At 69.0% G+C, this 14,476-nt stretch carries 11 protein-coding genes; 10 read left to right on the top strand and 1 reads right to left on the bottom strand.

The window, feature by feature from the left end:
* The first annotated feature begins 10 nt into the window (after positions 1-10).
* The 3 genes from CDO46_RS20955 to CDO46_RS20945 are packed head-to-tail and all read left to right on the top strand — an operon-like array spanning position 11 to position 2,418.
* Positions 11-838: a protein-glutamate O-methyltransferase CheR gene (locus CDO46_RS20955; RefSeq protein WP_087840503.1), complete on the top strand. Its 828-nt coding sequence runs from the start codon at positions 11-13 to the stop codon at positions 836-838.
* Between the two features lie 12 nt (positions 839-850).
* Positions 851-1,411, top strand: coding sequence for a chemotaxis protein CheB (locus CDO46_RS20950; protein WP_087840501.1), 561 nt, complete (start codon positions 851-853; stop codon positions 1,409-1,411).
* Positions 1,408-2,418, top strand: a complete 1,011-nt coding sequence (locus tag CDO46_RS20945) for a diguanylate cyclase (RefSeq protein WP_207958680.1) — start codon at positions 1,408-1,410, stop codon at positions 2,416-2,418. The genes CDO46_RS20950 and CDO46_RS20945 overlap by 4 nt, the downstream gene beginning before the upstream one ends.
* Positions 2,419-2,427: 9 nt before the next feature.
* On the opposite strand, the gene CDO46_RS20940 is transcribed toward CDO46_RS20945, so the two are convergent.
* Positions 2,428-3,732, bottom strand: a complete 1,305-nt coding sequence (locus CDO46_RS20940) for a GGDEF domain-containing phosphodiesterase (RefSeq protein ID WP_140416894.1) — start codon at positions 3,730-3,732, stop codon at positions 2,428-2,430.
* Between the two features lie 344 nt (positions 3,733-4,076).
* On the opposite strand from CDO46_RS20940, the gene bcsD reads away from it, so the two are divergent.
* From bcsD to CDO46_RS20905, 7 genes are all read left to right on the top strand, one after another.
* Positions 4,077-4,532 carry a cellulose biosynthesis protein BcsD gene (gene bcsD / locus CDO46_RS20935; RefSeq protein ID WP_243724643.1) on the top strand — a complete coding sequence of 152 codons (456 nt, stop codon included), beginning with the start codon at positions 4,077-4,079 and terminating at the stop codon, positions 4,530-4,532.
* Positions 4,533-4,572: 40 nt separating this feature from the next.
* On the top strand, positions 4,573-5,172 hold the full coding sequence (bcsP, locus tag CDO46_RS28100) for a cellulose biosynthesis protein BcsP (protein ID WP_165963294.1): 600 nt from the start codon (positions 4,573-4,575) through the stop codon (positions 5,170-5,172).
* Positions 5,169-5,942 (top strand): cellulose biosynthesis protein BcsQ, encoded by a 774-nt coding sequence (gene bcsQ / locus CDO46_RS20925; RefSeq protein ID WP_087840496.1) that lies wholly within the window; start codon positions 5,169-5,171, stop codon positions 5,940-5,942. The genes bcsP and bcsQ overlap by 4 nt, the downstream gene beginning before the upstream one ends.
* A 20-nt stretch (positions 5,943-5,962) precedes the next feature.
* Complete coding sequence (gene bcsA / locus CDO46_RS20920) at positions 5,963-8,140, top strand: UDP-forming cellulose synthase catalytic subunit (RefSeq protein WP_087840495.1); 2,178 nt, start codon at positions 5,963-5,965, stop codon at positions 8,138-8,140.
* Positions 8,137-10,446, top strand: a complete 2,310-nt coding sequence (bcsB, locus tag CDO46_RS20915) for a cellulose biosynthesis cyclic di-GMP-binding regulatory protein BcsB (protein WP_087840494.1) — start codon at positions 8,137-8,139, stop codon at positions 10,444-10,446. Before bcsA ends, bcsB begins: the two co-directional genes overlap by 4 nt.
* Before the next feature lie 4 nt (positions 10,447-10,450).
* Positions 10,451-11,686: a cellulose synthase complex periplasmic endoglucanase BcsZ gene (bcsZ, locus tag CDO46_RS20910; RefSeq protein WP_087840492.1), complete on the top strand. Its 1,236-nt coding sequence runs from the start codon at positions 10,451-10,453 to the stop codon at positions 11,684-11,686.
* Positions 11,662-14,476, top strand: a 2,815-nt coding sequence (locus CDO46_RS20905; RefSeq protein ID WP_140416893.1) for a tetratricopeptide repeat protein, incomplete at its 3' end; no start/stop codon positions are given. The genes bcsZ and CDO46_RS20905, both read left to right, overlap by 25 nt.

Here is a 14,476-nt window from a genome sequence, read left to right as displayed (position 1 = left end):
CTGGAACGCCATGGAACCCGACCTGGACGAAATCGAGCTGGACCTGTTCGTGGAAGCCCTGCGGCGGCGCCACGGCTACGACCTGAGCCAGTACGCGCGCCCCTCGCTCAAGCGGCGCGTGCAGGGGCTGGTCCGCCAGCACGGCCTGGCGCACATCGGCGAGCTCACTTCGCGCATGCTGCGCGACGCTTCCTTGCTGCCGCAGGTGATCGAAGGGCTGTCGGTGCCCGTCTCGGAAATGTTCCGCGACCCTTTCGTGTTCGAGGCGCTGCGCACCAAGGTGTTCCCTGTCCTGGCCTCGTATCCCAGCATCAACATCTGGCAGGCGGGCTGCGCCCACGGCGAGGAAGTCTATTCGCTCGCCATCCTGCTGCAGGAAGCCGGGCTCTACGATCGCAGCCAGATCTACGCCACCGACTTTTCCGATGCCGCGCTGGCGCGAGCCCGGGAAGGCATCTTCCCCGTACGCGAGGCGCGGGCGGCCTCGCTGCGCTACCAGCAGGCGGGCGGCACCCGTACCCTGGCCGATTACTACCACGCGCGCTACGACCTGGTGAAGCTGGACGAATCGCTGTGCCGGAACGTGGTCTTCGCCAACCACAATCTCGCCACCGACGGTGTGTTTTGCGAAGCGCACCTGATCCTGTGCCGCAACGTGCTGATCTACTTCAACAACGCCTTGCAGGACCGCACGCTGGCCCTGTTCGCCGACAGCCTCGTGCGCGGCGGCTTCCTGTGCCTGGGCACCAAGGAAAATCTCGCGCTGGCATCGGCCTCCTCCAGCTTCGCCACGGTGGACGGTCCGGCGCGGATCTTCCGGTCGATACGGGCGACCTGACGGAGAGATGCGATGGAACTGGTGGCCATCGGCTGTTCCACCGGCGGACTGAAGGCCCTGCAAATCCTGCTGCGCGGCCTGGCCCCCTGCCCCCGGACCGCGTTCGTCGTCGTCATCCACACGGCGTCCGCCGATGCCGACTCCCTGCGCAGGTTGCTCGCCCGCGACACACCGATGCCCGTGCAGGAAGCGCAGGAGCGCGCGCCCGTGCTGCCCGGCGTGCTGTATGTCGCCCCGCCGGGCTATCATTTGCTGATTGGGGCCGATCACTATTTCTATCTGAATGTCGACCCCAAGGTCTGCTTCGTGCGACCCAGCATCGACGTGCTGTTCGAATCGGCCGCCGATGCGTACCGCCACCGCATGGCCGGCGTGATCCTGACCGGCGCCAACGACGACGGCGCCCGCGGATTACGCTGCGTCCGGCAGGCCGGGGGTATCGCGCTGGTGCAGGACCCGGAGGAAGCGGAAGCCTCCGGCATGCCGGAAGCCGCGCTTTCCCTGGCGGGCGCCGACCATTGCCTCGGGCTCGCCGACATTGCGAGCGAACTCAACCGGATGTGCCTATCTTGAAGACCGACCTGCCCACACCCAAGATCCTGATCGTGGACGACACGCCGGCCAATCTGTTCGCCATGCGCAAGCTGCTGGCGCAGATCGATGCCGAACTGGTCACGGTCGCCTCGGGCAACGAAGCGCTGGCGCTTTGCCTGGACGAGCGCTTCGCGCTGATCCTGCTCGATGTCAACATGCCCGAGATGGACGGCTACGAAGTCGCCGCCCTGCTGGCCAACGAACCGCTCAATCGCGACACGCCCATCATCTTCGTCACCGCCGCCTTCGCCGACGACCTGAATCAGTTGAAAGGCTATCGCAGCGGCGCGGTGGACTACATCGCCAAGCCGGTCAACGACTCGATACTGCTGTCCAAGGTCAAGGTGTTCCTGGAGCTGGAAACCAGCCGCCAGCGGCTCGCGCAGGCGCTGTCCACGCTGGAACAGCGCAACCAGCAACTGCAGGTGGAGATCGCCGAACGCCGGCGCATCGAGGAACAGATGCGGCACCAGGCCACGCACGACCAGTTGACGGGCCTGCCGAACCGGGCCTTGTTCATCGAGACGCTGGACCGCTTCCTGAGCCGTGCCCAGCGACACGATGAACTGTTCGCCCTGCTGTACGTGGACATCGACGGCTTCAAGCAGGTCAACGACGGCCATGGCCACCAGGCCGGCGACATGCTGTTGCAGGCCTTCTCGCTGCGGCTGCGGTCCGCCCTGCGCGCCGAGGACGTCGTGGCCCGCCTGGGCGGCGACGAATTCGGCGTCCTGCTGTGCAAGGCCGCCGACGGCGGCGCGATCCGGCAAAAATGCGTCGACCTGTGCGAGATCCTGCGCGCGCCCTATCGCCTGACCACCAATGGCCAGGCGTTCACGGCCCACGTGGGCGCAAGCATCGGCGCCGCGATCGCCATGCAACACGGCACCAGCCGCGACAGCCTGGTGCAGGCGGCCGACAACGCGATGTACGAAGCCAAGCGCAGCGGCAAGAACCAGGCGAGACTGGCCACCACGCTGCTGTGACCGCTCGCGCTACAGGGTAACCGCGACGCCCTGGCGGGCGTCGGCATGGCGCAGGAAATCGGTGACGGCATCGGCGCCCATGGGGGGCGAACAGAGGAACCCCTGCCAGGCATCGCAGCCCAGGTGCCTGAGCGCCTCCAGTTGCTGCGGCGTCTCGACGCCTTCGGCGATGGTCTGGATATCGACGGACCGGCAGAACTGTATGACGGTGCGCAGCATTTCCTTGTCGTAGGTGTTGTCCAGCATCCCGGCCACGAACTGGCGGTCCAGCTTGACCGCCGCGAACTGCGCCGAGCGCAGCCGCAGGAAGTTGGAATATCCGCTGCCGAAATCGTCCAGGCTGAAGCCCACGCCCATTTCTCCCAAGCGCCGGGTGATGGCGCCTGCCTCTTCCGGATCGGGAATCTCGGCCGACTCGGTCAGCTCGATTTCCAGCCGGCCCGGCTCGATGCCGTACTCCTCCAGTACCTGGCCCACGCTGGCGGCCAGGTCCCCCTGCAACTGGGCGGCGCTGAGGTTGACGGCCACCTGGGCACAGAACACGCCTTCCTCGCGCCATTCGGCCAGTTGCTGGCAAGCGCGCCTGAGCACCCACATGCCCAGCGCGGAACTGAGCCCCGCCGCCTCGACCTCGGGCACGAAGTCGTTGGGCATGACCATGGTTCCCTTGCGATGCCAGCGTACCAGGGCCTCGACGCCCCGTACCCGGCCGGTTCGCATTTCCAGCTGGGGCTGGTAGAACAGTTCGAACTCGCCGCGATCCAGGCCCTGCATGACCTCGGTGACCAGCGTGTCCTCGCGCGACATCAGCCTGCCGTCCAGGTCCTCGGGACCGTCGTTCCAGCATACCCACCGCGCCCGCGTGCGCAGCGCGTAGCGGGCCGCCTGCTGGGCGCGCAGCAGCACGTTCGAAGGCTGGGGCAGGTCGCTGGGCAGCATGACGATGCCGAAGGCGGCCAGCGACGACCCCTGGCTGGCACCCAGTATCTGCAGCAACGAGGAGCGCTGGAACAGCCGCTGGGCGGCGCCTATCGCGCCCGACTTGTCGTTGACGTCGCGCAGCACGATGATCAGGCTGGTGTCGTCCAGCATGCACAGCAGGTCGTCCGCGCGGATGAAACGGCGGATCTTGCCGAGGATTTCGTCGCGCTGATGGGGAGCGGCATCGGAAGGCAGGGCCAGCGCCATGACGGCGGCTCGCCGGCGCTCGCCGATCAGCACGCCCAATTCGCGCAACAGCATGGCCCGTTCGCTGACATTGGCGAACTGTCGTACGGCCTCGGCGGGCTTGGACCTTCTAGGCATCGGCGACATGGAAAAATCGAACAACCATCAAGCTTCTTTTAATCGATATACCGCTAGTCCGTCATCGGCGCCAGGCACACGGAGCCGTGATACATGATCATCGCACACAGGCGATCATCGCAAAAGCGAAACCGCGCCCCATGCTGCCGGCCCTGCCACCCGGCGCCGGACACGTGCCTTTCGCGGCAAGTTAGTAAACGCCAACATTGGACTTCACCCGATAATTGGCGTGGGGAACATTACGGGAGGCATACGCGGCAGGAACGGGTTCGCCCGTTACAATGTTAACAACTGTTGCCTCCGGTACGAACACCCCCCGGCAATACCCTATGCTCTCACTCAGGGAAACCATCGTGGATCCAACGACTCTCGAATATCTCGGCAGCCGGCTGGCATCACGGCAATGGACCGGGTTTCTCGGCGCCCTGGCCCGGGAATTCTCCGACCAGTTGCCCGAAGCCGATCTGCGCGCCTTGATGCATCGCGTCGGGGCGCGTTTTGCCAGCGAATCGGCCTTGGCCGATTGCCAGAGCCTGGACGATGTCCAGTTCGCGATGAGCAAGATCTGGATGGCGCAGGATTGGGGCTGGGTCACCGTCCATGAACACGACGACTCGTTGCATATCAGCCATCACTGCTCCCCCCTGTCCGCCACCTTCGGCCAGCAGGCATCCCCGTGGATGGCCGCCTTCCTCGAAGGCGCCTACCAGCGGTGGTTCGAGCAGCTGGGCGCCGGCAAGAGCCTGAGCGTCAAGCAGGCCGGCGAGCCGGATGCCGTCGGCTGCGTCGAATTCCGGCTGGGCAGGTAACCTCCTCCAAGCCCATGTGAAACGGATCAACGGGAAGCACATGAAAGAATCCGACGACATCGCCAACCTGTTCCGTCACTTCGGCGGCCAGCCTGGCCAGTACCAGGAAATCAGCCGCGCCAACGAAGCGCGCCAGTCGCGCGAGCGCTGGCCGCTGCTGGCCTCGATCGAAGCGGACCAGGCCGCGCAGTTTCCCCCCGTGGAAGCGCCCGTCCCCAGCGTTCCGCAGGCACCGCAGCCCGCCGCCGCGCCACCTGCGGCCGACTCCGCCCTCCAGCCTGCCGCCCCGCCGGCGGGCCGCATCGAGCCTCGCCTGTCCCCCGCCACGGCCTCGCCGCCTCCCCCCCAGGAAGCGCCCAACCCGCCGCGGGCAGCCGAATTCATTCCGCCCCGGGCCGGTGCGCTGAGCGACAGGATGCGGCCTGCCGCCGCCCTGGCGGCCCAGCAGCCAGCCCAGGTCGGTGAGCCGGCTCCCCGGCCTGCCCCCGCGCCGCGCACCGCCGCCGATACGTATGCGGGTCCGGAGCAGGAACCGGCACCGCAACTGCAAGCGCTCTTCACCCGCCTGGCCCGGCCCGCCTCGCGGCCTACGGCCGACAAGAGCAGCGCGTCCCTCCTCGAGCGATTGAATCGACTGTGAAGATCATTGCTGTTGTTTCCGCCAAGGGCGGCGTCGGCAAGACCACGGCCACCGCCAATCTCTGCACGGCCCTGCGGCAGGGCGGCCGCAACGTGCTCGCCGTCGACCTCGACCCCCAGAACGCCCTGCACCTGCATTTCGGCGACGATCCCCAGCGCATCGCGGGCACGTCCCGCGCGACGCTGGCCGGGCAGGATTGGCGCGACGTCGGCTTCGCCAGTCCGTCCGGCGTCGTCGTCCTGCCCTATGGCGCCGTCAACGAAGACGACCGGCAGGCATTCGAGCGCCATCTGGAAACACACGCCGACTGGCTGCCCCGCAACGTCCAGGCCCTGGGCCTGGGCACCGAGGACGTGGTCGTGCTGGACACGCCCCCCGGCCCCTCGATCTACATGCGCACCGCCCTGTCGGCGGCGCAATTGACCGTCATCGTGACGCTGCCCGACGCCGCTTCCTATGCCACGCTTCCCATGATGGAAGGCCTGGTCCAGACCTACTGCGTCACGCGGCCCGACTTCATCAACCACGTCTTCGTGGTCAACCAGGTGGACAACTCGCGGCTGCTTGCGCGCGACGTGCTGCAGGTCATGCGCGCCGACTTCGGCGAACGCGTGGTCGGCGTCATCCACCAGGACCAATCGGTCAGCGAAGCCCTTGCCTTCAACCAGAGCGTGCTCGACTACGATCCGCGGTGCCAGGCCACGCAGGACTACCTGGCGTGCGCCCGGAACATCGAGGCCATGCTGTCCACCTTCGGATCCTCGCTTTGACCTCGCGCCCGCGCCGCCCGATGTCCGCCCGCCTGGACGATTGGAGTGCTGTTCTGCTTCGATGGTCCGGCTGGCACCGTCCGGTGGTGCGGGTGATCACGGTGGTCCTGGCCGCCCTGCTGTTCGCGCTGGCCGTGACGGTGCCCCTGGAACTCGGGCAGCAGGCCGTCTTCGCGGCCGCATGCTTCGGGCTGGCGCTGGTGCTCAGCACCACCGTGGGCCGGCTGGCCCCCCTGGCGATGATCGTGCTGTCGGTAACCGCGTCGCTTCGATACATGTACTGGCGGCTGACCTCGACGGTGGGATTCGAGAACCTCCTCGATGCCTTCTTCGGCTTCGGCCTGGTCGCGGCCGAACTGTACGCGCTGGTGGTCCTGCTGCTGGGCTATTTCCAGACCGCCTGGCCGCTTGAACGCAAGCCCGCGCCCATGCCGCCCGATCCGGCCATGTGGCCGACGGTGGACGTCTTCATCCCGACCTACAACGAACCGCTGGACGTCGTGCGCCAGACGGTCTACACCGCCATCGGCCTGGACTGGCCCGCCGACAAGCTCAAGGTGTTCGTGCTGGACGACGGCAAGCGGCCCGAGTTCAGGGCCTTCTGCGAGGAACTGGGGGTCGGCTACGTCACGCGCGACAACAATGCCCACGCCAAGGCCGGCAACATCAACCACGCGCTGGAACTGACCAGCGGCGAATACGTCGCCATCTTCGACTGCGACCACGTACCCACGCGCTCCTTCCTGCAGATCTGCATGGGCTGGTTCCTGCGCGACCCCAAGCTGGCCATGCTGCAGACGCCGCACTTCTTCTTCTCGCCCGACCCCTTCGAGAAGAACCTGGACACCTTCCGCGTCGTCCCCAACGAAGGCGAGCTTTTCTACGGACTGGTCCAGGATGGCAACGACCTCTGGAACGCCACGTTCTTCTGCGGCTCGTGCGCGATGATACGGCGCGGCCCTCTCATGGAGATCGGCGGCGTGGCGGTGGAGACCGTCACCGAGGACGCCCATACCGCGCTCAAGCTCAACCGGCGCGGCTACAACACCGCCTACCTGGCGATTCCCCAGGCCGCGGGCCTCGCGACCGAAAGCCTGGCGCGCCACGTCGGCCAGCGCATCCGGTGGGCGCGCGGCATGGCGCAGATATGCCGCGTCGACAACCCGCTGCTCGGGCCCGGCCTGACCCTGGGCCAGCGGCTGTGCTACCTGAACGCGATGCTGCATTTTTTCTACGGCCTGCCGCGCCTGATCTTCCTGACCGCGCCGCTGGCCTACCTGCTGCTGGGCGCCCACGTCTTCCAGGCAACGGCGCTGATGATCACGGCCTATGCCGTGCCGCACATCTTCCACGCCTCGCTGACGAACTCCCGCATGCAGGGCCGCTTCCGGCATTCGTTCTGGAACGAGGTCTACGAGTCGGTGCTGGCCTGGTACATCCTGCGCCCCGCGCTGGTGGCCTTCGTCAACCCCAAGGCCGGCAAGTTCAACGTCACCGACAAGGGCGGCGTGACCGAGGAAGGCTATTTCGACTGGGACATGGCGCGGCCCTACATCGTGCTGCTGGTCCTGAACCTGGCCGGCTTCCTCGTCGGCGCGGGCCGGCTGGTCTTCCAGGAGTCGCCCGACGTGGCGACGGTGCTGATCAATCTCGCGTGGACGGTCTATAACCTGATCATGACCAGCGCGGCGGTCGCGGTGGCGGGCGAGACGCGCCAGGTGCGGCGTTCCCCCCGCGTCGCCACCGCCCTGCCCGCCAGCCTCATGTTCGGCAACGGCAAGACCCTGGCCTGCCAGACCATCGATTTCTCGCAGACCGGCCTGGGGCTGCGCGTGCCGGCCGACGCCGACGTCCCGATGGACGAACTCCTGCACGTCTCGCTCTATCGCGGCACCGAGGAAGGCATCTTCCCGGCCACGGCGGCGTTCCGCCGCGGCGACCACCTGGGGCTCCAGTTCAAGGACCTGAACGTGCAGCAGGAAGTCGAGCTCGCCCAGATGACCTTCGCGCGCGCCGACACCTGGGCCCAGGCCTGGGGCAGCCACGAGCGGGACTCCCTGCCCACCGCCTTCGCCGAGATATTGCGCATCGCCGTGAAAGGCTTCTGGGACCTCGCCCGCAGCACGGGCCGGCTCGCCTTGTTCTGGCGCCGCGACCGGCGCGCCATTCCATCCATACCCGAGACGGGGGATCAATGACAACGAGATCGACGCTGGGCAGCCTCGCGGCCACGAGGCTGCGCGCCCTGCCCGCCCTGGCGGCCGGGCTGATCGCCTGCCTCCCGCACGCATCCGCCATGGCGGCCGCGGCGGCTCCCAACGCGGCCAGCGCCACGCCGGTCAAGGTGACATCCGCCGTGCCGGGCGCCACCCGTACCCATACCTATACGCTCAAGCAACTGGGGGCGCTGTTCCCGCTGCAACTGCGCGGCATCGACGGCGTGTACGGCGTCCCGTTCAGCGTGCGGGCGGACGAAGTCGTCACGGGCGCCACGCTGCGCCTGGCCTATGCCTATTCCCCCGCCCTGCTGCCCGACCTGTCGCACATCAACGTGCTGGTCAACGGCGAGGTGTCCTCGTCCATCCCCGTCCCGCGCGAACAGGGCGGCGTGAACCTGACGCGCGACATCGCCATCCCTCCGCGCCTGATCACCGAGTTCAACCGGCTGAACCTGCAACTGATCGGACACTACACGATGGAGTGCGAGGACCCGGCGCATTCCAGCCTGTGGGCCAACATCAGCAACAACAGCGTGCTGGAACTGACAGTCACCCGCATCGCGCTGGAGAACGACCTCGCGCTGCTGCCCCAGCCCTTCTTCGACCGGCGCGACATCCGGCCGTTGAACCTGCCGTTCGTCTTCGCCTCGGCGCCGGGCGGCGCCGCGCTGGAAGCGGCGGGCGTGCTGTCCTCGTGGTTCGGCGCGCTGGCCAGCTACCGCGGCGCCACCTTCCCGGTCACGCAGAACGCCATTCCCGACCACGGCAACGCCGTCATCCTGGCCACGGCCAACGAACGCGTCGCCGGGGTGACCTGGCCCCAGGTCCAGGGGCCGACCGTGGCCGTCGCGACCAACCCCAACGATCCCTACGGCAAGCTGCTGCTCGTGCTGGGACGCGACGAGGCCGAACTCAAGACGGCGGCCACCGCGCTTGCCGTGGGCGCGCCCACGCTGTCGGGCCAGGCCGCCACCATCACCGGGATCGAGCAGCAGAAGCCGCGCAAGCCCTACGATGCGCCCAACTGGCTGCGCGCCGACCGCGCGGTCAAGTTCGGCGAACTGGCCGACGCCGCCGCGCTGAATGTCTCGGGCTATTCCCCCGACCTGATCCGGGTCAATTTCCGCATGCCGCCCGACCTGTTCGCCTGGCGCGAAAAAGGCATCCCGGTCGACCTGCGCTACCGCTACACGCCGCGCGCCGAACCCGACAAGTCCACGCTGAACATCAACATCAACCAGCGCTTCCTGCGCTCCGAGCCGCTGCTGGCCATCCGCCACGACGCCACCAGCCGCGTCGACCGGCTGCTGGACAAGGTCATGCCCGACGGCACGGTGCCGGCCCGCGCGAAGTTCCAGATCCCGCTGTTCATGCTGCCCGCGCAGACGCAGATGCAGTTCCATTACTACTACGACTACATCAAGCAGGGCGAATGCAAGGACGTGGTGCTGGACAACGTGCGCGGCACGATAGAGCCCGATTCGACCATCGACATCTCGCACTTCTCGCACTTCATCGCCATGCCTGACCTGGCCGCGTTCAGCAACAGCGGCTTCCCCTTCACCCGCATGGCCGACCTGTCCGACACCGCCGTGGTGCTGCCCGACTCGCCGACCCCGGCCGACTACTCCACCTACCTGACGGTGCTGGGCCGGTTGGGCGATGCCACCGGCTACCCCGCCACCGGCGTCACCGTGGCGGCGGCGCGGCAGGCGGAAACGCTGGGCGGCAAGGACCTGCTGGTGATCTCGTCGGGCGGGCGCCAGCCGTTGCTGCAACAGTGGGCGCAATACATGCCCGTCAGCCTGGACGGCAACGCCAAGCGCTTCTCGCTGTCCGACAAGGTCTACCAGTTGTTCTCGTGGCGCGACAGCGACTCGCGCACCAACGCCAAGCCGACCCGCCAGACGCTGGCGTTCAACAGCGCCAGCTCCGACGCGATCATCGCCGGCTTCGAGTCGCCGCTGTCCGGCGGGCGCAGCGTGGTCGTCATCTCGGCCAACCAGCCCGCCGGCCTGCACGAGGCCATGCGGGCCATGCTCGACCCGGACCTGGTCAAATCCATCCAAGGCAGCGCGGTCGTGATCCGCGAGAAGCAGGTGGACAGCCTGGCGGCCGACCAGACCTACTTCGTCGGTTCGCTCAACCCGCTGCTCCACGTCCAGTGGTACCTTGCCAACCACCCGCTGCTGCTGGCCCTGCTTGGCATCGTGGCCGCACTGCTGCTGGCCGTCGTGCTGTACCTGTCGCTGCGAGCCCGGGCCAGGCGCCGGCTCGCGCTTTGAGGCCATGGCCGGGATCCTGCCGCCTCCGCGCCAGGCTCCGAGCCGCGGCCTGGCGGCGCGATGGCGGCGCCGGTTGGCGGCGCTGTCGGCGCTCGCCGCGATACTGCCGGCGGGCGCCTGGGCCCAGGCCTGCCAACCGGCAGACTGGCCGCTGTGGAGCGATTTCCAGCGCCGCTTCGTCCAAGCCGACGGCCGTGTCATCGACCATAGCGTCGCCCAGCGCCCCTCCACGTCCGAAGGCCAGTCCTACGCCATGTTCTTCGCGCTGGTCGCCAACGACCGCGCGGTCTTCGACCGCGTCTGGCGCTGGAGCATCGACAACCTGGCCGCGGGCGACATCGGCGGCCGCCTGCCCGCCTGGCAATGGGGCCAGCGCCAGGATGGAAGCTGGGGCGTGATCGACGCCAACGCGGCCTCGGACGCCGACCTGTGGTTCGTGTACGCGCTGGCCGAGGCCGGCCGCCTGTGGAACCGCGCCGACTACGCCCGCGATGCGCGCGCCCTGCTGGCGCGGGTGGCCGCCGACGAAGTGGCCGACCTGCCCGGCCTGGGCAGGATGCTGCTGCCCGGCCCCACCGGCTTCGCGCTGTCCGGCCCGCTGTGGCGGCTCAACCCCAGCTACCTGCCCGTGCCCCTGCTGCGGCGGTTCGCCCTGATCGACCGCGACGGTCCCTGGCAGGCCATCGCCGCCAACACCGTCCGCATGATCCAGGCCACCGCGCCGCGCGGCTTCGTGGCCGACTGGGTCGCCTACCAGGCCCCCGAGGGGAAGGCCGCGGGCTTCGTGGCCGACCCCGAGAAGGGTGCCGTCGGCAGCTACGACGCCATCCGCAACTACCTGTGGGCGGGCATGACCCCGGCCGGCGATCCCGCGCGCAAGACACTGCTGCAGGCCCTCTCCGGCATGCAGGAGGCCACGGCCGCCACCGGCCTGCCGCCCGAATCGGTCGACGCCGCCACCGGCGCCGCCAAGGGCGAGGCCCCTGTAGGTTTTTCGGCGGCGCTGCTACCCTATCTCGCGGCGCGCGGCGCGAGCGACGAGCTCAAGCGCCAGCGGACCCGCGTCCAGGCCAGCCTGCCCGCGGATCCCCGGGCCCCGCCCGAACAGGCGCCACGCTATTACGATCATGTGCTGGGACTGTTCGGGATCGGCTGGGACCAACAACGGTATCGATTCCTGTCCTCGGGGACACTCAAGCTGAGCTGGGAGAAGGCATGTCAGCACGCCACAACACGGTAATCCTGGGCCTGTTGGCCGCGGCCCTGCACGGCGGCGCGCTGGCCCAGAGCGACCCCGTGAAGGTCCTGGTCGAGCAGGGCCAGTACTGGCAGTCGCGCGGCAACGGCGAACGCGCCGCCGAAGCGTGGCAGAAGCTGCTGCGGCTCGCGCCCAACCATCCCGACGCGCTGTACGGCCTGGCCCAGATCGAACTCGATGGCGGCCGCCCGGAGCAGGCCCGCGCCTACCTGGCCCAACTCCGGCGCAGCCATCCCGGCAGCCCGCTGATCGGCCGCCTGGAGCAGGCCATCGACCTGGGCGGCAATGCCCAGGTGCTGCAACAGGCCCGCCAGCAGGCGCGCAGCGGCCAGACCGACCAGGCGCTGGCCACCTACCAGACGGCGCTGGGCGGCAAGGCCCCGGAAGGCCCGCTGGCGCTGGAGTACTACCAGACCCTGGGCGGCACCCCGCAAGGCTGGGAGGAAGCCCGCCGCGGCCTGCAGAAGCTGGCCGGCGAATCCCCCAACGATCCGCAGATCGCACTGGCGCTGGCCCAGCACCTGACCTACCGCGAATCGACCCGGCGCGAAGGCATCCAGCAACTGGCCGCGCTGGCCCGGCGCCAGGATGTGGGCAAGGCCGCCGCCGACAGTTGGCGCAAGGCGCTGGCCTGGGCCGGCACGCGGCCGGCCGATGCCCCGCTGTACCGGGCCTATCTGGACGTCTATCCCGACGACACGGGCGTCAAGACCAAGCTCGACGAGATCGAGCGGCAACAGCAGCAGACCCGCCAGGCCGCCGCGGTGTCGGCGGATCCGCAGCGCCGCCGCGTGATGGAAGGCTTCCAGGCGCTGGACAACGGCGACCTGGTCAAGGCCGAAAGCGATTTCCAGGCCGTGCTGGCGGCACGGCCGGCCGACGGCGACGCGCTGGGCGGGATGGGCCTGATCCGCCTGCGGCAGGAAAACTTCACCCAGGCGCGCGACCTGCTGGAACGCGCCTCGCGGCAGGGTTCCGCGTCCCGCTGGCGCTCGGCCCTGAACAGCGCCGCCTACTGGAGTCAGATCGGCCAGGCCGGCGCCCAGCGCGCCAACGGCGACCTGGACGGCGCCCGGCGCACGCTGGAACAGGCGATCAAACTCGATCCGGCCGAACCGACCGGCCAGAACAGCCTGGGCGACGTGCTGGCCGAAAGCGGACAGCTCGATGCCGCCGAAGCGGCCTACCGCCGCGTACTGGCGCGCCAGCCCGACAATCCCGACGCGCTGCGCGGCCTGGTGGGAGTAATGGCGCAGAACAACAAGCCCGACCAGGCCTTGGCCCTGGTCGAGAAGCTGACCCCGCAGCAGCAGGAACGGATCGGCGAACTGGGGCGGCTGCGCGCCGCCCAGGCGGTGGGAGCGGCCAAGGCGGCCGCGCAGCGCGGCGACGATGCCGGCGCGCGGGTGGCCCTGGAGGACGCCCTGCTGAACGATCCCACCAGCCCCTGGATAAGGCTGGACCTGGCGCGCCTGTACATGAAGATGGGCGCCTACAACGATGCCCGCGGCGTCATGGACGGTCTGCTCGTCTCCAACCCCGACCTGCCCGAGGCACAGTACGCGAGCGCGCTGCTGGCCACCGAGATGCAGGACTGGCGCGGCGCGCTGAACACGCTCGACAACATTCCCGCGCAAAGCCGCACCCGCGACATGGCCGCGCTGCAAAAGCGCGCCTGGGTGCACGTCCAGGCCGCCGATGCCGCCGAGCTGGCCAGGCAGGGACGCGCGCAGGAAGCGATCGCGCTGCTGGCCCAGGCCGAGCCCCAGGCCGGCCAGGATCCGGAACTGCTGGGCGCCATCGCGCTGGGCTACACCGACGCCGGCGACACTGGACGCGCGCTCAACATGATGCGCCAGTTGCTGTCGCGCACCACGCGGCCCGACATCGGCCTGCGGCTGCAATACGCCGCGATCCTGCTGCGCACCCGGCAGGACGTCGAACTGGCGGGCATCCTGCGCCAGCTCCAGTCCGAGACCATGAACCCGACCCAGCGCAGGAGCTACGAGGACATCCGCGTGGCCTACATCGTGCGGCAGGCCGACGGCCTGCGCACGTCGGGCGATCTCGTCATGGCCTACGACACCCTCGCGCCGCTGCTGGCCGAACGGCCCGACGACCCGCAGGTGGTCGGCGCCCTGGCCCGCATGTACGCCGACGCGCGCGACTACCAGCAGGCGCTGGGCCTGTACAACCAGTTGCTGCAGAAGGACCCGCGCAATCTCGAGACCATGCTGGCCGCCGCGTCGATGGCGACCTCGGCCAAGGAATACGGCTATGCCGAGAACGTGCTCGACAACGCGCTGCGGCAGGCGCCCCAGAATCCGGAAGTGCTGACCGCCGCCGGCCGGCTCTACCGCGCGCAGGGCAAGTCCAGCAAGGCCGAACAGTATTTCGCCGCGGCCGTCCAGGCCGAGAACCGGCAGCGCGGCATCGCGCCGGCCTATGCGGCCAACGGCCAGCCCGGCGCCGCCCCCGGGCGCTCCGGCAATCCCTTCGTCGGGCTGCCGGGCCAGCGCTCCAGCTCGACCCTGGCGCCACGTCCCTTCGCGCCCGCCCCCTATGGGGGCGCGGCCCCGGTGCCGATGGCGGGCGGCTACGCCCCCGCTCCGGCCTACGCGGCGGCGCAAACGGCCATGCTGCCGGCCCAGGCCGCGCCGCAACCCGCCTATGCCGGCGCGCCGCAACCCTACATCCCGCCGCCGGCGGGCGCCTCGCGATTCGCAGCCCAGCCCGTGCAGCTTGCCGCGGCATCGGGCTACACGCCCTACG

It is taken from the genome of Pigmentiphaga sp. NML030171 (genome assembly GCF_002188635.1).
GTDB lineage: Bacteria > Pseudomonadota > Gammaproteobacteria > Burkholderiales > Burkholderiaceae_B > Pigmentiphaga > Pigmentiphaga daeguensis.
The sequence above is the reverse complement of the archived record's forward strand: the minus strand, read 5'-3'. Positions and strand labels throughout refer to the sequence as shown.

Excerpts from the sequence above, each read along its gene's own strand:
- CDO46_RS20955 (WP_087840503.1), top strand. The coding sequence starts at position 11 with ATGGAACCCGACCTGGACGAAATCGAGCTGGACCTGTTCGTGGAAGCC.
- CDO46_RS20950 (WP_087840501.1), top strand. The coding sequence starts at position 851 with ATGGAACTGGTGGCCATCGGCTGTTCCACCGGCGGACTGAAGGCCCTG.
- CDO46_RS20940 (WP_140416894.1), bottom strand. The coding sequence starts at position 3,732 with ATGTCGCCGATGCCTAGAAGGTCCAAGCCCGCCGAGGCCGTACGACAG.
- bcsP (WP_165963294.1), top strand. The coding sequence starts at position 4,573 with ATGAAAGAATCCGACGACATCGCCAACCTGTTCCGTCACTTCGGCGGC.
- bcsA (WP_087840495.1), top strand. The coding sequence starts at position 5,963 with ATGTCCGCCCGCCTGGACGATTGGAGTGCTGTTCTGCTTCGATGGTCC.
- bcsB (WP_087840494.1), top strand. The coding sequence starts at position 8,137 with ATGACAACGAGATCGACGCTGGGCAGCCTCGCGGCCACGAGGCTGCGC.
- bcsZ (WP_087840492.1), top strand. The coding sequence starts at position 10,451 with ATGGCCGGGATCCTGCCGCCTCCGCGCCAGGCTCCGAGCCGCGGCCTG.